This window comes from Priestia sp. USM5, from assembly GCF_058323215.1.
Window position 1 is genome coordinate 263,094 of record NZ_JBSGKN010000001.1, and the last position, 17,530, is coordinate 280,623.

Consider the following 17,530-nt stretch of genomic DNA (forward strand, 5'->3'; position numbering starts at 1 on the left):
GTGAGGTAGCATAATGAACACGTTGAAATTACAAACACTGTTGCATTCTTTTTTTATAGAAGACATTGGAGATGGAGATATAACTTGTGAAGCTATTTTTTCTCCGTCTGACCAAGGGAAGGCTGTGTTTACGGCAAAGCAATCAGGTATTATCGCAGGAGTGGAATTGATTAAAGAAGGATTTCATTTAATAGACCCTAATGTGAAAGTGGATTTCGAAAAAAAAGATGGAGATGTTCTTAAGCCTGGAGATAAAATAGCTGCCGTTTCAGGATCCGTGCGATCTATTTTGACCGGTGAACGGGTAATTTTAAACTTACTTCAAAGAATGAGCGGCATTGCCACGATGACGCACAAAGCCGTAGCGATGCTTGGCAGCTCACATACCCGCATATGTGACACGCGAAAAACAACGCCTGGTCTGCGAATGTTAGAGAAGTATGCCGTTCGTGCTGGAGGAGGTTATAATCATCGTTTTGGCTTGTACGATGGCGTCATGTTAAAAGATAACCATATTGCACATGCAGGATCTATTCTAGACGCTGTTGTGAGAGTAAGAGAGCAGCTTGGACATATGGTTAAGGTGGAAGTAGAAATTGAAAATAAAAGTCAATTGCTAGAAGCAATAGAGGCAGGAGCAGATGTCATTATGTTCGATAACTGTTCTCCAGAAGTCATTAAAGATTGGATACCGCTGGTTCCCGCTCATATTGTCACAGAAGCATCCGGTGGAATTACGCTTGGCACGCTCCATTCTTTTAGAGACAGCGGAGTGGACTATATTTCACTTGGAGCTTTAACGCATTCAGCAGGGTCTATCGATATCAGCTTGGACTTATTAACAGAAAGGGGAACAGAAAATGATGAGTTTATTACAAACGCTTCAGCAGCAAACGCTGCCCGCTAAATATACGGAGCTCACAGAAAATGAAATGAAAAGAAGAGTATTAGAAATCAAGAAAAAACTGGGAAGCAAATTGTTTCTGCTCGGCCACCATTATCAAAAAGACGAAGTGTACGAGTTTGCAGATGCGGTAGGAGACTCCTTACAGCTGGCTCAAATAGCGGCTGAAAATAGAGAAGCTGAGCATATTGTGTTTTGCGGCGTTCACTTCATGGCAGAAACAGCTGATATTTTAACAGATGAAAACCAAAAAGTCATTTTACCCGATATGCGAGCTGGCTGTTCAATGGCTGATATGGCTACTATTCAGCAAACAGAAAAGGCATGGCCTGTCTTGCAGGATCTTTTCGGAGATACGATTATTCCGCTTACGTATGTAAATTCTACAGCTGCAATTAAATCTTTTGTAGGCGAACATGATGGTGCAACAGTAACATCTTCAAATGCAAAAAATATGGTGGAGTGGGCATTTTCTAAAAAAGAGCGCATTCTCTTTTTACCAGATCAGCATTTGGGCAGAAACACAGCTTATGATTTAGGTGTTGGACTAGATGAAATGGCCATTTGGAATCCTATTGAAGAAATGCTTGAATATGAAGGCGATATAAACAACATCAAGGTGATTCTATGGAAAGGTCACTGTTCTGTGCACGAAAATTTCACGGTTAAAAATATTGATTATTTACGCGAGAAGCAGCCTAGGATGAATATTATTGTTCATCCAGAGTGTTCCCATGAAGTGGTGCAAAAATCAGATTATGCAGGTTCTACAAAATATATTATTGATACAATTGAACAAGCTCCTTCAGGCTCTAAATGGGCCATTGGCACGGAAATGAACTTAGTGAAACGGATTATCAATAGTCATCCGGATAAAGAAATTGTTTCACTTAATCCCTATATGTGTCCTTGTTTGACGATGAACCGAATTGATTTGCCTCACTTGCTGTGGGCTTTAGAAAGCATCGAAGAAGGAAAAGAAGTAAATCAAATCAAGGTGGATAAACATACAGCAGAAGGTGCTATCAAAGCCCTAACGAATATGTTAGAACGAGCATAAAGATTTTTAAGACAATTAAACAAAGAAGGTCTAAAAGAAGACTTATTGACATATTGTTTGTGTTGATAAGTCTTTTTTTCTTTATCATAAAAACTTGAACCAAACTGTGGGCAAAATGAATAAAAAAATGGTTCAAGGCATATCTTGTGATGAACAAACAGAACTTACTTTGATTTTGCACATATAGATGGCAGAGACTCTACTCGGGAGGGGAATGACGTTGAAAATCCATATCGTTCAAAAAGGGGATACCCTTTGGAAAATCGCTGAAAAGTATGGGGTTAATTTTGAAGAGTTAAAAAAAGCGAATTCTCAATTAAGCAATCCAGATATGATCATGCCTGGAATGAAAATTAAAGTGCCGACAAGCGGAGTGCCTGTTCAAAAAGAAGGAGCTCCTTCACCTGGGATAAAAGAAATGCCTAAAGTTCAACACCCTTATAGTGACCAATCCACAAAAGCTTATCCAGTAACGGAAATTGATGAAAGTCCAGATGAGAAAAAGTCAGCTAATCAGCCTGCTCAGACACCGTTTATGCAACCGATAAAAGAAGCACCAATTGCCCAGCCTAAAAAAGAAGCACCGATTGCTCAACCGAAAAAGGAAGCGCCGATTGCGCAGCCAAAGAAAGAAGCGCCGGTCGCCCAGCCTAAAAAAGAAGCACCAATTGTTCAGCCTAAAAAAGAAATGCCAGTTGCGCCAAAGCTTCCTAAATTAAAGCCAATTGCACCTGAGATTGATATTAACAATTATTACACAGTTAATATGGCGATGCAGGCTCCAAAAAAAGAAGCACCAAAAGAACTACCCAAGCATGAATCGCCAGAAAGTCCTGAGATGGAGAGTATAGAAATGCCTCCTCAAATGCCATGTTACCCAATCATGCCAATATCGCCTGTGATGCCAGGCTGCGGATTTAATTATATGCCGTGTCATCCGCCAATGTATGCACCGCAGCCATATCCAATGCCAATGTATCAACAGGCTCCAATGTATCATCACGGTTATGAAAACGAATCGTTTGAAGAACATGCAATGGGCGCTCACATGGCACCGATGCCAATGTATCCAATGATGCCACACAGCTGCTATGGACCAGTACAATGTTCTCCTTGTCCGCCTCCATGGGGATATCAGCAGCCCGTTTATCCGGCCTATCATCAAGCACCGATGTATCCACAAGTGCAAGGAGCTATGACAGGTGGCCATTATGAAAGTTCTTCCGAAGGTTTTGGAAACGCGCCTTACCATTATGGGCAGCACTATGCGCCACAGCAGCAAGGAGACTGCGGCTGCGGTGAACCACGACCTGAAGACTATGCACCACAGCAGCCTTATCCACAGTACCAGCAGCAGGTACCTTATGGCTTTCAGGACCCAAGGGCACCCTATCCAGCCCCATATGGCATGATTGGTGTACCTCCGTATCCTGCGTTTGACCCAAATGCATTTAGTATTCCAGAATATGATGAGTACGACGAAGATGAGGATTGATTATTATACACGAGACGATTTTAATTTAAATCGTCTCTTTCTCTATTTGAAAAAAAGAGATATTCAAGTTGAGACCTACCGTATGAAAAAGCCTCATGTCATCATAGCGGATACGAATAAAGGAAAAAAAGTAATAAAAGCTTACAGAGATAAAGGTAAAATTGAACATGTTTATCATTTTTTATCTCAGATTCAACAAGGGTACGCTGTTAATTTCGAAGCTTACCCACAAGGTGAACTTTATATAAAGGACCGTCATTTGTATTGGGCGATGATGCCCTTTGTTAAGCAAGTAAAAGAGGTAACGTATGAAAGTTTTCAGGATCGAGAAGAAGTATTACAAGCATTGAGCCGCTATCATGGAGAAGTTCATAAAAAGAAAATAGCCGCGTATACAAAGCTTTCTGAGTATGATCTTATTTTAAAATGGAAAAAGCGGCTTTCCTCTTTTCGAGAAGCATCACACATATTTAGAGAATTTAATCAATTTCATGTATATAAAGATATTGTGACTTGGGGAGAAAAAGCTTTAGTCTTAATGGAGCGCTTCAAAGATAGAGGGTTGAACTATTCTATTATTCATGGTGATGTTGCTTCACATAATTTCTTGAAAACAAACCACTTGGGTATTGTTATGATTGATTTTGACTTAGCGGCTAAAGCTCCTGCTCTTTATGACTATGTTCAGCTGGCCCAGCGCTTTTTGCCTTACGTCCAGTGGTCGATGAAAGAACTACTTCAACACTCGAAAATAAAAGAATTAAGCAAGCAGCGTTTTTTTCTTGCTTCTTTGCTATTTCCATCGATGCTGATGAGAAACTGGAATATAAACCCCTCTGCTTTATCATGGGCAAACCGTCAAAGGTTAATGCAGCAATCAGTTGAAGAATGGTCACAGCGTACGCGGTTTTATCGAGTGATTTACCAGCACTTACAAAACCTACATGACATGTAAAGAGTTTATAAACACTTCATCGAATAAGAAACGGCTTGTCTTTTAATCCTAATAGTAAGCTCAGAGTAAATAGAGCTTAAATTAGGGGGCGATTATGTTGAATAGGTATGTAGCAACTTCTTTAGCTTTTGCATGTATGATGGGACTTGGCGCTTGCAATAACAAAGACCAAGGTATGGAACAACGCTATACAGATACGACACAGCCTGTTGGGTATCATACAAATGAAAAAGCGAATGAACATCGCGTAGATAATCCGAAAGGTCCAATGACCGAAGTTTTAGATGGGAATGGAACACCTAATTATCCGTTAAACGTAAGTGATGGACGTTTTGACAATCCGACAAACCCTTATGGAAACATCAATAATACAAATGATCGTACAAATGGCGTTGCTAATATGTATTATGGTGAAGATTATCCAAGAGACTTTACGGAAAAAGTGGCTGATCGAGCTGCAAGCGTTAAAGGTGTAGAAAATAGTCGCGCCGTTGTCCGTGGAGATCAGCTATTAGTTGCTGTGGATCCTGCCAAAGACATAAATAACGGCCGTTTAAGACAAAATGTGCTCGATAAAGTAAAGCCTATTGCGAAGGACTACAATGTTCAAGTAAAAGTAGATCACGATGTATTTATGAATGCTCGTTCTCTTGATGACGATATTCGAAATGGAAAAGACCGAAATACGATTCAAACTAATTTCAATGGTCTATTTGAATCAGTCGATGAGAATGTCAATCATAAACATCGTTAAATGAAGAAGCAGCTGTCTGTGAAGGGCGGCTGTTTTTTTGATGAGAATACATATAAAAAAGCTGCCATTGAAGCCAGGCAGCTATTCCTCGAACATGTAACTATTAATTTTTCTTGTTAGAAGCAGATTTGTTTGTTGTTTTAGATTCCGCTTCTTCATTTTGAGCGTTAGTTTCGTTTTGTTTGAGGCGACCTTCTCTTTTTTTCGTATCTGCTGGTGCCGTAGCGACACTTTTTGTATTTTTAACATTTTTTGCAGAAGAGCTTGTCTTATTAGCTTGTGTGTTTGGCTTCTCGTTGTTAGTTGTCTGACTATTTTCGTATTCAGCTTCCACGTCGCTTGCTAGAGCTGCAGAAACTTGAGCGTAAGTATGGTCTGTATAGTTCATCATATTTTCGTATACTTCAGCGCTCGCGAGTCCATCAGGTTCTACGCTTGCTTCTTCTTTCTTAATCGTTTCAGTCCATTCTTTTGTTTCTTGAATAAGTTTTTTTCCTATAATTACTTCTTCAACAATAACTGGTCTTTTGGTTATTTCTACTCGTTCTTCCATGATTGGAACACGAATAATTTCATCTTCTGTAAGTGGGCCAGCGTTATAGTCTCCGTCAATTACAGGGCGGCGTTCAATATAAAACTCTTCTCTTGTAACAGGAACGTGTACAGTTCTTTCTTCCTCTATTACTTTTTTGTGGAGTTTTACTTCACCTACTTGAACGCGTTCTTTTAAGACATCTAATTTTTCTTCACGCAGTTGGACAGCTCTATGCTCGTTGTGTTCCGTATAGGTTCCGTACGCTGGAGTTTGTTCAGAGCTTACGGCATCTATCAAAATTAGAATTTTACCAGCAGCTACATCTGTCTCGCACTGCACGGCTGAGATGTCTGGGATGCCCATGCGGATTAATTTTGATTTCAAGCCGCTTCCTTGTTTGAGCCCCATGCCGCCTGTCATCATGGTAAAAAAGTTATCCATCATGACGCCAGCTAATGAACTTACGGCAGGCGAACCAGCTTCAATAATTACATTTGTATCATGACCTATTTGAAATGTATTGCTTTTACTATTAGAAATGACCATGATGTCTGTTTCTCGATAACCTTGACGTTTTAAATTATGGATAACATCTAAAGCTTCTTTTTCTGAAAAAAAAGTTCCGACTACACGTTTATTCATTCTCATTACTTCAGCTCCCTTTTTTATGAAAATAGATAATAGAAGTCCTTACAATTACTTCCACTATGTACATACCCTGCGAAAATTTAATTAAAACGTTTAAGAGAAAATTTTACAAATAGTGTGCAAATGTAACAAATACTCCATGTTTTCTTAACATAATATCGTGAAAAGGATTCGTTTCATAAAATAAGAGGATAAAAGAAAATAAGTAGGTCAAACTATTAGTGTAGATTTTCACAAAACCTTTTTAGATAATACTAAAAAGAGTATGATTAACGTGTGAGGTGAAGGTGAGTGAAGAAAGTCATTCATCAAGCAGCTTTTTTAATGCTAGTAAGTATTGTGCTTTGTATAATGCCATACCGTGCAGATGCGAATGAAAAGGAGCCGATGACATTATTTCTTGAGCGCGTGTATGTGGATGGAGTCGTAAGTCAAGAGATGATTAAAAGCCCTTCTATGACAAAAAAACAATTAATGAAAAAATATAAAAATTGGCGACTGCTTAAAGAAACCGATCGAGAGCTAGTTTTTAGAACAAGCATAGACGATATTTCACCTATTTTAAAAGACAACGGCTACGTAGGGCTTTCTGTTAACGGTATTCTCTCAGCATTTGAAGGCAAGCCAGCTTCGTCGCAGCACATTATACAGTCGTTTTTTCAAATTGACATCAAAAGGCTTGAAAGCTATCAGCATGAACAATTAAAGAAAGGTATTCGCGTTCAATCAAAAGATGAATATCTTTCCCTCATTAATTTCTATAAAATCTATCAGCTCCAGCAGCGGCCGCTTTCGATCAAGCAGCCGTTTTTTAGTATGGTAAAATAATTATTGAATTCAACATTCTAAATTGCTTCTATTTGCTTTTGGCGATATGTTAAAATGGTATTCAGCAGTCTAGTATTGTATATAACTTAAAAGGTCATTCATCAATAAAAGTGGGCGGTTCTATTTTTTACAGCTATTGTGAAAGTGGGTTGAGAAAGATGAAAAGAGGCGAACGTTCTCTTGAACGTCTTTTTAAAAGGAACTGTAAAGGAAAATAGAGAACGATGCGGGCAGGACTCTTCATAGGTAAGATGGAAGGTCACTGCCCGCGCGTACGTGAGTAAGGAGAGAGCTTATTGTTTGATTATATCAAAGGCACGGTTACATATATAAATCCTGAGTATATAGTAATTGAAAACAACGGAATAGGCTATCAGGTCTTTACGCCGAATCCATACGTGTTTTCAATTGATGAACAACCAAAAACGGTTTACACCTATCAATATGTAAGAGAAGACGTAATTGCACTTTACGGGTTTGCTTCGCGAGAACAAAAGGATTTATTTATGAAGTTAATTAGCGTGTCAGGAATCGGCCCAAAAGGCGGTTTAGCTATTTTAGCGTCAGGTAATCCAGCGCAGGTTGTCCAAGCTGTGGAGGAGGAAGACGAGAAGTTTTTAGTTAAGTTTCCAGGAGTAGGTAAAAAAACAGCTCGACAGATGATTCTAGATTTAAAAGGAAAGCTGCATGATATTGTACCAGATGCCGTTCCTTCTTTATTTGCAGATTTGGACGCACAAGAAGTCAAATCTCAAAGTTCAGAAGCACTCGATGAAGCGATTGAAGCACTTAAAGTATTAGGTTACGCAGAAAGAGAAATCAAAAAAATTGTTCCAGCTTTAATGAAGGAAACGATGACAACAGATCAGTATATTAAAGAAGCGCTAAAACGATTATTGAAACAATAAGTAAGGGAGGAGTAAAATGGACGATCGTATTGTAACGGGAGATGTTCTTGGTGAAGAAGAAATCATCGAGCAAAGTTTGCGGCCGCAAACCTTACAGCAGTATATTGGTCAGCATAAAGTAAAATCCCATCTTGACATTTTTATTAAAGCTGCCAAAATGCGAAGCGAAACGTTAGATCACGTGCTCTTATATGGTCCTCCAGGATTAGGTAAAACAACCCTTGCCACTATTATCGCTAATGAAATGGGCGTGCAAATCCGAACGACCTCAGGGCCAGCCATTGAGCGTCCAGGCGACTTAGCCGCGGTTTTAACCAGCTTAGAGCCTGGAGATGTGCTTTTTATTGATGAAATTCATCGATTAAATCGTTCTGTTGAAGAAGTACTGTACCCAGCAATGGAAGACTTCTGTTTGGACATTGTGATTGGAAAAGGGCCGAGTGCACGTTCTGTCCGTCTTGATTTGCCTCCGTTTACGCTAGTAGGTGCAACAACAAGAGCAGGGCTTTTATCTTCTCCTTTACGTGATCGCTTCGGCGTTTTAAGCCGTTTGGAATACTATCAAGAAGAAGATCTTGCTTCGATAGTAGAAAGAACAGCAGCTATTTTAGATGTAGAGATTGATCAGAAAGCGACGTTTGAGATGGCTAGGCGTGCTAGAGGAACTCCACGTATTGCGAACCGCTTGCTTCGAAGAGTCAGAGATTTTGCCCAGGTAAAAGGAGACGGAGCTATAACTGAAACCCTTGCTACTGAAGCATTAGAAATGTTACAGGTGGACCGTTTAGGTCTTGACCATATTGACCATAAATTATTAAGAGGGATTATTGAAAAATTTAGAGGCGGGCCTGTAGGCTTAGATACAATATCAGCTACTATTGGTGAAGAATCTCACACGATTGAAGATGTATACGAGCCTTATTTACTACAAATTGGCTTTTTGCAGCGAACGCCTCGAGGACGAATTGTGACTCCTTTGGTTTATGATCATTTTCAGCTGGAGGTGCCTGATCAGTGAATGATATGCCTAAGATGCTGATCACATTAGGAGGCATTTTAGTAGTCATTGGGCTGTTATGGCAGTTCGTTGGCAAGCTTCCTGGCGATATTTTTATTAAAAAAGGAAATACAACCTTTTATTTCCCAATTGTGACATGTATCCTAGTAAGCGTTGTGTTATCACTTATTTTTTATGTAATTGGCAGGTTTAAATAATTAAGTAGAAACAGGTGAACATTTTGAAAGTAGATTTATTTGATTTTCATTTACCAGAAGAATTGATTGCGCAAACACCACTTGAGCAGCGAGATGCATCAAGACTCATGGTATTAAACAAAGAAACAGGAAATGTGAAACATCATATGTTTCATGACCTTCTTGATTATGTGCAAGAAGGAGATTGTTTAGTGTTAAACGATACGCGTGTTCTTCCTGCACGTTTATTTGGCACAAAAGAAGATACAGGTGCTAATATTGAAGTATTGCTTTTAAAACAAACACAAGGCGATACGTGGGAGACGCTTGTAAAACCGGCTAAGAGAGTAAAAGAAGGAACGGTTATTTCGTTTGGTGACGGACGTCTGACTGCTGTATGCAAAGAAACGAGCGATCAAGGCGGACGTTTGCTAGAATTCAACTATGAAGGCATCTTTTATGAGGTGCTTGAACAGTTAGGAGAAATGCCGCTGCCGCCTTATATTAAAGAACGTTTGGATGATCAAGAGCGCTATCAAACGGTTTTTGCCCGTGAGCAAGGTTCTGCAGCAGCGCCAACAGCAGGTCTTCACTTTACAGAAGAGATGCTTGAACAGTTAAAAACAAAAGGTGTGCATATTGCATTTTTAACGCTTCATGTCGGATTAGGTACGTTCCGTCCAGTCAGCGTTGACGACTTAGAAGAGCACGATATGCACGCAGAGTTTTATCAAGTGAGTGAAGGAACCGCGGCTTTACTAAACAGCGTACGCGAAAAAGGCGGACGCATTATTTCAGTAGGTACAACTTCTACCCGTACTCTTGAAACAATTGCAACTGAGCATAACGGAAAATTTGTTGCTTCTTCAGGCTGGACCAATATTTTTATTTTCCCAGGGTATGAATTTAAAGCAATTGATGGAATGATTACAAACTTCCATCTTCCAAAATCTACGCTCATTATGCTTGTAAGTGCCTTAGCAGGAAGAGAAAACGTCATTTCTGCCTATGAACAAGCTGTAGCAGAGAAGTATCGCTTTTTCAGCTTCGGCGACGCGATGCTAATCGTGTAATTTAACATGAAAGGAATACATCAATGACAGCAATTCGTTACGAACATATAAAAACTTGTAAACAAACAGGAGCGCGTTTAGGTATTGTCCACACGCCTCATGGTTCATTTGAAACGCCTATTTTTATGCCAGTAGGCACATTAGCTACAGTAAAAACAATGTCTCCGGAAGATTTAAAAGCAATGGGGGCAGGCATTATTTTAAGTAATACGTACCATTTATGGCTTCGTCCAGGTCATGAAATTGTTAAAAAAGCAGGTGGTCTGCATAAATTTATGAACTGGGATCGTCCTATCTTAACAGATTCAGGCGGCTTCCAAGTTTTTAGTTTAAGCGATTTGCGCCGTATTGAAGAAGAAGGCGTTCATTTCCGCAACCATTTGAATGGAGACAAGCTTTTCCTATCTCCAGAAAAAGCGATGGACATTCAAAATGCGCTTGGGTCTGATATTATGATGGCATTTGATGAATGCCCTCCTTATCCAGCAGAGTATGACTACTTAAAACGTTCAGTAGAGCGTACTAGCCGATGGGCAGAGCGATGCCTTGAGGCTCACAGCCGCCCTCAAGACCAAGGTCTTTTTGGAATTGTTCAAGGCGGAGAGTTTGAAGATTTACGCCGTCAAAGTGCAGCTGATTTAGTATCAATGGACTTCCCAGGTTATGCTGTGGGAGGCCTGTCAGTTGGAGAGCCAAAAGATGTGATGAATCGTGTGCTAGAGTTTACGACGCCATACTTGCCAACTGACAAACCTCGTTATTTAATGGGAGTAGGATCACCTGACTCGTTAATTGATGGGGCAATTCGCGGGATTGACATGTTTGACTGCGTATTACCAACGCGTATTGCACGTAACGGAACGCTTATGACAAGTGAAGGTCGTCTTGTTGTTAAAAATGCCAAATATGCAGAAGACTTCGGTCCGATTGATCCAAACTGTGACTGCTACACATGTCAAAATTATTCAAGAGCGTATATTCGCCACTTAATTCGCTGTAATGAAACGTTTGGAATTCGTTTAACATCTTACCATAACTTATATTTTCTGCTAAACTTAATGGAGCAAGTCCGTGAAGCCATTCGCGAAGACCGACTTGGCGATTTCCGCGATGAGTTCTTTGAAAAATATGGGTTTAACGGCCCAGACGCAAAGAATTTCTAGGTCACTACAGGAATTTTCATCAAATTTATGAATGAGTACCTGTTGATAATATAAATAAAAGGAGGAGTTTTCATGGGTGTTTTACAAAATATTTGGCCATTACTTTTAATGTTTGTCATTTTCTATTTCTTGTTAATCCGTCCACAGCAAAAACGTCAAAAAAACGTACAGCAAATGCAATCAGCACTTAAAAAAGGTGATAAGATTGTTACAATTGGCGGTATGCACGGTTTGGTAGAAGCAATCGATGAGTCACAAGTTGTGGTTCGCAGCACTGACGGTTCAAAATTAACATTTGACCGCAATGCTATTCGTGAAGTAAGAAGCGTAGATTAATAAAAAAACGTCACGTACATGTACGTGACGTTTTTTTATGCTTCTCGTGAACCGGAAATGTTTACGCCAACAATTCCCCCGAGAATAGCGACTCCAATAAACCCAGCGTGAAATAAAAGCTGCTGTGCAGAAAACAGGTGACTATAGCCGAGGAATTGCAGCAAAAACATTAAAAAAGAATAAGAAATACCAGTGGCTCCTCCAACAAGCAGTCCCTTTGAACCGTTTCGTCCTCCCGCGATAAATCCTCCGATAAACAGTGTAATAAATGAGAGAATAAGTAAAAATAAACGTACGGACTGTTCTTCAAGCGATGTGAATTTTAAAATAAGCGAAAAGATAATGCTAATCGCTAAAGCCATCACTAAGATTGTTGCTACCCCTGCAAATACAGCGTTGCTCATTCGTTTTGCACCCAACTTGTTTCCCCCTCATGAAATAAAAAGATAGGTGAACCCTTAGTACGAGCATATTCGGGATGACTTCAAAATAGACGCATAAAAGTAAGGCTATTTTAAAATAAATGGTACAAACTACAAGGGAATACATAAAGGAGGTCTTTGCAGTGGAACTATTAATCATGGTTGCGCGAACCGTGCTTTTGTATGTAGTAGTTTTAATTATTTTTCGCGTTATGGGCAAAAGGGAAATAGGAGAGCTGAGCATTTTGGATTTAGTTGTCTTTATTATGATTGCTGAAATGGCAGTAATGGCTATTGAAAACCCAAAAGATCCTTTGCTGTATTCAATTCTTCCGATGTTAACGCTTCTTATTATTCAAATTGGTTTAGCTATATGGTCTCTTAAAAGCAATCGAATGCGAAATTTTATTGATGGTAAACCTAGTATTATCATTGAAAATGGAAAAATAAATGAACATGAAATGAAAAGGCAGCGATATAACTTCAATGATTTGCTTGTGCAGCTACGAGATAAAAATATAAAAAATGTAGCTGATGTTGAATTTGCTATTTTAGAATCTTCAGGAAGGCTATCCGTGTTTGAAAAAGATCAGCAATCAGGTAAAAAAGGCAATTTGAATTTGCCTTTTATCATTGACGGCGTTATTCAAGAAGAGCATCTGTTGCATGAACATAAAACAACGGAATGGTTAAGGCAGGAGTTAGAGAAACTGGGGCATTCAAACTTAGACAAGATTTCATATTGCAGCTACGACAACGGAAAATTTTTTATAGATTTAATAGATGTGAAACAATAAAACGCGGAGTGCTCCGCGTTTTATTTTCGTTTAAAATAACGTAAAACAGAAAAGCGATTTAATTCTTCTTTTGTTATCAGTCTAAAAAGCAGCAAAAACAGTACATATACAAAGCTTGTCAGTGCAATTGATAAAATGGTTCGTAAGCTTAACGGGATGGAAGTGAAAAGGTTCATATAAGCAAAGTGTCCAATAAAGCCTGATATGCCCATTACAGCAAAGCTGCGAAGATACTCAAACACATGAAGCTTATACGTGATTTTTTTCATGACCGTAGACAGATGTAAAAGAGTGACAAGCATCATTCCCACAACAATTGCAAGGCCAGCTCCCATAATGCCTAGATTGGGCTGAGTTGCGAGTAAGAAGATAAGAGACGTTTTGACCGCTGCTCCTATAAAACTGTTAATCATGGCGGCTTTTGCAAGGTCTAGCGCCTGCAGAACAGCTTGAAGCGGCCCTTGAAAGTAATAAAAGATAAAAAAAGGCGCCATGACTTTGACAAAAATAGCAGCTTTGTCAGAACCATACATCAATTCCATTACCGGATTAGCAAATACATAAAGAACAACAACGGCCAGTCCGCCTGTTACAAACGACAAGCGGAGAGCTTGATGAAGCCGATATTCGATTTGTTTCATTTGATTCTGTGCAAGAGATTCACTGATTGCGGGAACCAAAGAAGTGGATAGAGACACCGTTACAAAAGAAGGCAGCATCAGGAGAGGGAGTGCAAAGCCTGTTAATTCTCCGTACTGCTTCGTTGCTACCGCTGTCGCTACTCCTGCAATTGCTAAACTTTGAGCTACTACAATAGGTTCTAAAAACCAAGAAATTGACCCAATCATGCGGCTTCCTGTCGTGGGAAGAGCGATTCGCATTAAGTCAAGGAACGTATCTTTGCCCGCATGTAAAGAAGCAAAAAATTTTCGCCTTACCGTTATTTTCTTCTTTCGCTTGAACATAAACACCATGTAAAACAGGGAAGCGAGCTCTCCAAATACCGAAGAGAGCATAGCGCCAGCCGCGGCGTACTCAATTCCATAAGGTAAAAATGCTTTTGTACAGACAGCAATTAACGTAATTCGCACCACTTGTTCAATAATTTGAGAATAAGCAGCGGGCTTCATTTGCTGCTTTCCTTGAAAATATCCGCGAATGACAGACGACACGGCGATGATCGGAATAACAGGAATAATCGCAAGCAGCGGATAGATCGTACGTGAATCTGTAAAGAAGGTTTTTGCTACAACGGGAGCGAATAATATTAGTCCGAGCGTAAATAAAACGCTCAGCGTACACGTAATACTTAAAGAGACGACAAGTATTTTTTTTATTTTATGCCTGTCACCTAAAGCTTCTGCTTCTGCCACTAACTTTGAAATGGCAACCGGTAGCCCAAGCTGTGTTAAGGTGATTACTAATACCAGCGTGGGGACCGCCATCATATAAAGTCCCACACCTTCGTCTCCAATCATTCGAGCCACCACAATTCGATTGACAAACCCGAGTACACGTGTAATTAAGCCAGCAATTATTAAAATAATAGTTCCCTGTAAAAATTTAGACATATACTCACTGCTTTCTTGAGGTTTATACAGTGAATATATGCGCCGTCGGTGTCCAAGCATGACAAGTATTCCTCATACGAGAAAGAAATTTTACGCAAAATGTCAAACGGAAAGGAGGATCAATATGACACATCCATTTATTTCAGCTTCGAAAGAACTTATACAGCCTGTCGTATCCAGCAAAATGGAAGAATTTCATATGCTCGGATATGAAGAAGTAACGGAGAACGATTTATTGAGTTATTTGGAAATGAAAAAATGGAAAAAAGAAAAGGAGCTATCTCTCCATCAAGTTGTAAATGATATTTTATCTGTTAAGATCACGCAGGTGATGAGCTATGTAACCATTGAATCTTATAAATCTGATATGTTCTCAAGTGTTAATAATGGAGAAGACTGGAAAGAATTATTAAAGTAGAGTTTGTAAAATACATGTATTAAAATTTGATAAGGTCTTTATTTGACAGACATTAGGTTATGAATGATAATTAGATTGGTCATTTATCTATTGTTATCATTTCATGTTTTTTACATAAGAAGGAGGATTTTCTGTCGATGGTTAAAAGAGGACGTATCGTTGCCTTTTTCCTCTTAGTACTGCTTGTGTTTAGTACAATCGGAACAACGATGACTGGAATTACAAAAGATATTAAACTTGGCCTCGACCTTCAAGGTGGATTTGAAATTTTATATAAAGTCAGTCCAGCTAAAAAAGGCGATGTCATTGACAAAAAGGCACTTAACAGCACGGTTGAAGCGCTGCGTCAACGTGTCGATGTACTGGGAGTTAGTGAGCCCAGCATTCAAATTGAAGGAAACGACCGCATCCGTGTTCAGCTAGCTGGTGTCACGAATCAAAAGCAAGCCAGGGATCTGTTATCAACTCAAGCAAACTTAACGTTCCGTGACGTGAACGATAAGGTGCTGATGGATGGTACAGACTTAGCGCAAGGCGGAGCAAAGCAATCGTTTGACCAAAGCAATCAGCCTAGCGTCTCACTAAAGTTAAAAAATGCGAAAAAATTTGAAAAGATTACGCGAGAGCTTTCTCAAAAACCAGCACCTAACAATTTAATTGTCATTTGGCTGGATTATGAAGAAGGAAAAGACTCGTACCAAAAAGAATCAGCAAAACAAAATCCGAAGTACCTGTCTGCAGCTTCTGTTAGCAGCGTGTTAACACAGCCAGATGTTGAAATTTCAGGTGGAAACTTCACAGTGAAAAGTGCAACGCAGCTGGCGGAATTGTTAAATGCCGGGTCGCTGCCAGTTAAATTAGATGAGCTATACTCTACATCCGTTGGAGCTCAGTTTGGAGAAGAAGCTCTTCATACGACTATATTAGCGGGTATTATCGGCATCGGAATTATCTTCCTTTACATGCTGTTTTTCTACCGTTTACCGGGGCTTGTTGCCATTATTACACTCAGTTTTTATATCTACTTAAACTTAGTTGTATTTGACTGGATGCACGTGGTTATGACGCTTCCAGGGATTGCGGCTCTTATTCTCGGCGTAGGTATGGCAGTAGATGCGAATATTATTACCTACGAGCGGATTAAAGATGAACTGAAAACAGGAAGGTCTGTTATATCGGCTTACCGGGCAGGAAATCGTCGCTCACTTGCGACCATTTTTGATGCCAATATTACAACAATGTTAGCGGCTCTTGTACTGTTCTTTTATGGTCAAAGTTCAGTAAAGGGATTTGCAACAACATTAATGATTGGGATTGTGCTAAGTTTTATTACGGCCGTATACGGTACGCGTTTATTAATGAGCCTTTTAGTAAACAGCCGCTGGTTTGATAAAAAACCAGGCTACTTTGGCGTGAAGAAAGAGCAAATTCACGATTTAAGCAAAGATGACGGCACAACCGTTTTACCTACAGCGTGGGATAAAATTGACTTTGTTAAATACCGTAAAGCGTTCTTCACATTCTCAAGCGTGCTCGTGATTATCGGTATTATCTCGGTTGCTGTGTTTAGGCTGAACCTCGGTATTGACTTTACGAGCGGAACTCGCATAGAGATTCCCGCAAATCATACCGTTACGCAGGCTGAGATACAGCGTGAAATGAAGTCTCTTGATATCAAAACGGATGACATAGTTATTACAGGAAAAAGTAATGATACGGGTGTCGTACGTGTAGTTGGGGTCTTGAATAAAAAAGAAATTGCTAATTTAAAAGACCACTTTAAAGACAAATACGGTTCTGAACCAAACGTAAGCACCGTTTCGCCGACAGTTGGAAAAGAACTGGCGAAAAATGCAATGATGGCGATCGTGATTGCTTCAATTGGAATTATCATCTATGTAACGATTCGATTCGAGTTTTACATGGCGCTTGCAGCCGTGCTTGCTCTGCTGCATGATGCGTTCTTTATCGTTACGGTCTTTAGCTTAACAAAGTTAGAAGTAGATTTAACGTTTATCGCCGCTGTCTTGACGATTGTTGGTTACTCAATTAACGATACAATCGTTACGTTTGACCGCATTCGTGAAAATATGCAGAAATTTAAATCCAAAACGTTTGACGATTTAGCATTTATCGTAAATCTAAGTTTACGCGAAACGTTTACTCGTTCGATGAATACCGTGTTAACAGTTGTGATTGCAGTTGTAGCACTTCTTGTATTCGGAAGTGAGTCCATTCAAAACTTCTCAATTGCCCTGTTAGTAGGTTTAATTCTTGGTGCATATTCATCTGTGTTTATTGCTGCGCAGCTATGGCTTGTGTGGAAAGGTAAACAGTTGAAGCGTGAGGAACAAAAAGAAGTAGAAAGCAAGTAATTCAAAAACGTGCGAAGTGTTCGCACGTTTTTTTGTACGTGAAAATTTAAGGCGCACTGTCAGAAAAATATGCTTATTTTCTTTCGTTGCTCCA

Annotated in this window: 18 protein-coding genes; 15 read left to right on the forward strand and 3 right to left on the reverse strand. The window is 39.6% G+C overall.

All coding sequences use genetic code 11. The annotated features are described in order from the left end of the window. The first annotated feature begins 13 nt into the window (after positions 1-13). The 5 genes from nadC (at position 14) to ACWATA_RS01355 (ending at position 5,168) form a co-directional block, all read left to right on the forward strand. On the forward strand, positions 14-907 hold the full coding sequence (gene nadC, locus ACWATA_RS01335; protein WP_028411706.1) for a carboxylating nicotinate-nucleotide diphosphorylase: 894 nt from the start codon (positions 14-16) through the stop codon (positions 905-907). After that, positions 864-1,964: a quinolinate synthase NadA gene (nadA, locus tag ACWATA_RS01340; RefSeq protein ID WP_034265535.1), complete on the forward strand. Its 1,101-nt coding sequence runs from the start codon at positions 864-866 to the stop codon at positions 1,962-1,964. The genes nadC and nadA overlap by 44 nt, the downstream gene beginning before the upstream one ends. A gap of 214 nt (positions 1,965-2,178) precedes the next feature. Further along, positions 2,179-3,459 carry a SafA/ExsA family spore coat assembly protein gene (gene safA, locus ACWATA_RS01345; RefSeq protein WP_165635125.1) on the forward strand — a complete coding sequence of 427 codons (1,281 nt, stop codon included), beginning with the start codon at positions 2,179-2,181 and terminating at the stop codon, positions 3,457-3,459. Continuing rightward, positions 3,449-4,414: a phosphotransferase gene (locus tag ACWATA_RS01350; RefSeq protein WP_231099271.1), complete on the forward strand. Its 966-nt coding sequence runs from the start codon at positions 3,449-3,451 to the stop codon at positions 4,412-4,414. The genes safA and ACWATA_RS01350 overlap by 11 nt, the downstream gene beginning before the upstream one ends. Before the next feature lie 94 nt (positions 4,415-4,508). Next, on the forward strand, positions 4,509-5,168 hold the full coding sequence (locus ACWATA_RS01355) for a YhcN/YlaJ family sporulation lipoprotein (RefSeq protein WP_033579658.1): 660 nt from the start codon (positions 4,509-4,511) through the stop codon (positions 5,166-5,168). A gap of 103 nt (positions 5,169-5,271) precedes the next feature. Here ACWATA_RS01355 and ACWATA_RS01360 read toward each other — a convergent pair whose 3' ends face one another. Continuing rightward, entirely contained in the window at positions 5,272-6,351 is a 1,080-nt protein-coding gene (locus ACWATA_RS01360; RefSeq protein WP_165635126.1) for a YsnF/AvaK domain-containing protein, read from the reverse strand. A 291-nt stretch (positions 6,352-6,642) separates the two neighbouring features. Between ACWATA_RS01360 and ACWATA_RS01365 the strand changes: the two genes are divergently transcribed. The 7 genes from ACWATA_RS01365 (at position 6,643) to yajC (ending at position 11,853) form a co-directional block, all read left to right on the forward strand. Next, on the forward strand, positions 6,643-7,179 hold the full coding sequence (locus tag ACWATA_RS01365) for a BofC C-terminal domain-containing protein (RefSeq protein ID WP_028411700.1): 537 nt from the start codon (positions 6,643-6,645) through the stop codon (positions 7,177-7,179). Positions 7,180-7,475: 296 nt separating this feature from the next. Further along, positions 7,476-8,087: a Holliday junction branch migration protein RuvA gene (gene ruvA, locus ACWATA_RS01370; protein ID WP_028411699.1), complete on the forward strand. Its 612-nt coding sequence runs from the start codon at positions 7,476-7,478 to the stop codon at positions 8,085-8,087. A gap of 16 nt (positions 8,088-8,103) precedes the next feature. Further along, a complete protein-coding gene (ruvB, locus tag ACWATA_RS01375) occupies positions 8,104-9,105 on the forward strand; it encodes a Holliday junction branch migration DNA helicase RuvB (RefSeq protein ID WP_028411698.1) in 1,002 nt (333 codons plus the stop codon). Then, positions 9,102-9,302, forward strand: coding sequence for a DUF2905 domain-containing protein (locus tag ACWATA_RS01380; RefSeq protein ID WP_028411697.1), 201 nt, complete (start codon positions 9,102-9,104; stop codon positions 9,300-9,302). Before ruvB ends, ACWATA_RS01380 begins: the two co-directional genes overlap by 4 nt. A 23-nt stretch (positions 9,303-9,325) precedes the next feature. Beyond that, a complete protein-coding gene (gene queA, locus ACWATA_RS01385) occupies positions 9,326-10,354 on the forward strand; it encodes a tRNA preQ1(34) S-adenosylmethionine ribosyltransferase-isomerase QueA (RefSeq protein ID WP_028411696.1) in 1,029 nt (342 codons plus the stop codon). Positions 10,355-10,377: 23 nt separating this feature from the next. Further along, positions 10,378-11,517: a tRNA guanosine(34) transglycosylase Tgt gene (gene tgt / locus ACWATA_RS01390; protein ID WP_013059317.1), complete on the forward strand. Its 1,140-nt coding sequence runs from the start codon at positions 10,378-10,380 to the stop codon at positions 11,515-11,517. A 72-nt stretch (positions 11,518-11,589) separates the two neighbouring features. Next, positions 11,590-11,853, forward strand: a complete 264-nt coding sequence (yajC, locus tag ACWATA_RS01395; protein WP_028411695.1) for a preprotein translocase subunit YajC — start codon at positions 11,590-11,592, stop codon at positions 11,851-11,853. Between the two features lie 35 nt (positions 11,854-11,888). Here yajC and ACWATA_RS01400 read toward each other — a convergent pair whose 3' ends face one another. Continuing rightward, positions 11,889-12,272: a TIGR04086 family membrane protein gene (locus ACWATA_RS01400; protein ID WP_034265495.1), complete on the reverse strand. Its 384-nt coding sequence runs from the start codon at positions 12,270-12,272 to the stop codon at positions 11,889-11,891. Positions 12,273-12,418: 146 nt separating this feature from the next. Between ACWATA_RS01400 and ACWATA_RS01405 the strand changes: the two genes are divergently transcribed. Further along, a complete protein-coding gene (locus ACWATA_RS01405) occupies positions 12,419-13,072 on the forward strand; it encodes a DUF421 domain-containing protein (RefSeq protein ID WP_028411694.1) in 654 nt (217 codons plus the stop codon). A 20-nt stretch (positions 13,073-13,092) separates the two neighbouring features. Here ACWATA_RS01405 and spoVB read toward each other — a convergent pair whose 3' ends face one another. Further along, entirely contained in the window at positions 13,093-14,703 is a 1,611-nt protein-coding gene (gene spoVB / locus ACWATA_RS01410) for a stage V sporulation protein B (protein WP_028411693.1), read from the reverse strand. Between the two features lie 64 nt (positions 14,704-14,767). Between spoVB and ACWATA_RS01415 the strand changes: the two genes are divergently transcribed. Together ACWATA_RS01415 and secDF are read left to right on the forward strand one after the other, a co-directional pair. Next, positions 14,768-15,061 carry a post-transcriptional regulator gene (locus ACWATA_RS01415; protein ID WP_028411692.1) on the forward strand — a complete coding sequence of 98 codons (294 nt, stop codon included), beginning with the start codon at positions 14,768-14,770 and terminating at the stop codon, positions 15,059-15,061. Between the two features lie 137 nt (positions 15,062-15,198). Continuing rightward, positions 15,199-17,436, forward strand: coding sequence for a protein translocase subunit SecDF (secDF, locus tag ACWATA_RS01420; RefSeq protein ID WP_328170660.1), 2,238 nt, complete (start codon positions 15,199-15,201; stop codon positions 17,434-17,436). Positions 17,437-17,530: the final 94 nt, after the last annotated feature.

Excerpts from the sequence above, each read along its gene's own strand:
- nadC (WP_028411706.1), top strand. The coding sequence starts at position 14 with ATGAACACGTTGAAATTACAAACACTGTTGCATTCTTTTTTTATAGAA.
- nadA (WP_034265535.1), top strand. The coding sequence starts at position 864 with ATGAGTTTATTACAAACGCTTCAGCAGCAAACGCTGCCCGCTAAATAT.
- safA (WP_165635125.1), top strand. The coding sequence starts at position 2,179 with ATGACGTTGAAAATCCATATCGTTCAAAAAGGGGATACCCTTTGGAAA.
- ACWATA_RS01350 (WP_231099271.1), top strand. The coding sequence starts at position 3,449 with ATGAGGATTGATTATTATACACGAGACGATTTTAATTTAAATCGTCTC.
- ACWATA_RS01355 (WP_033579658.1), top strand. The coding sequence starts at position 4,509 with ATGTTGAATAGGTATGTAGCAACTTCTTTAGCTTTTGCATGTATGATG.
- ACWATA_RS01360 (WP_165635126.1), bottom strand. The coding sequence starts at position 6,351 with ATGAGAATGAATAAACGTGTAGTCGGAACTTTTTTTTCAGAAAAAGAA.
- ruvB (WP_028411698.1), top strand. The coding sequence starts at position 8,104 with ATGGACGATCGTATTGTAACGGGAGATGTTCTTGGTGAAGAAGAAATC.
- tgt (WP_013059317.1), top strand. The coding sequence starts at position 10,378 with ATGACAGCAATTCGTTACGAACATATAAAAACTTGTAAACAAACAGGA.
- yajC (WP_028411695.1), top strand. The coding sequence starts at position 11,590 with ATGGGTGTTTTACAAAATATTTGGCCATTACTTTTAATGTTTGTCATT.
- spoVB (WP_028411693.1), bottom strand. The coding sequence starts at position 14,703 with ATGCTTGGACACCGACGGCGCATATATTCACTGTATAAACCTCAAGAA.
- ACWATA_RS01415 (WP_028411692.1), top strand. The coding sequence starts at position 14,768 with ATGACACATCCATTTATTTCAGCTTCGAAAGAACTTATACAGCCTGTC.
- secDF (WP_328170660.1), top strand. The coding sequence starts at position 15,199 with ATGGTTAAAAGAGGACGTATCGTTGCCTTTTTCCTCTTAGTACTGCTT.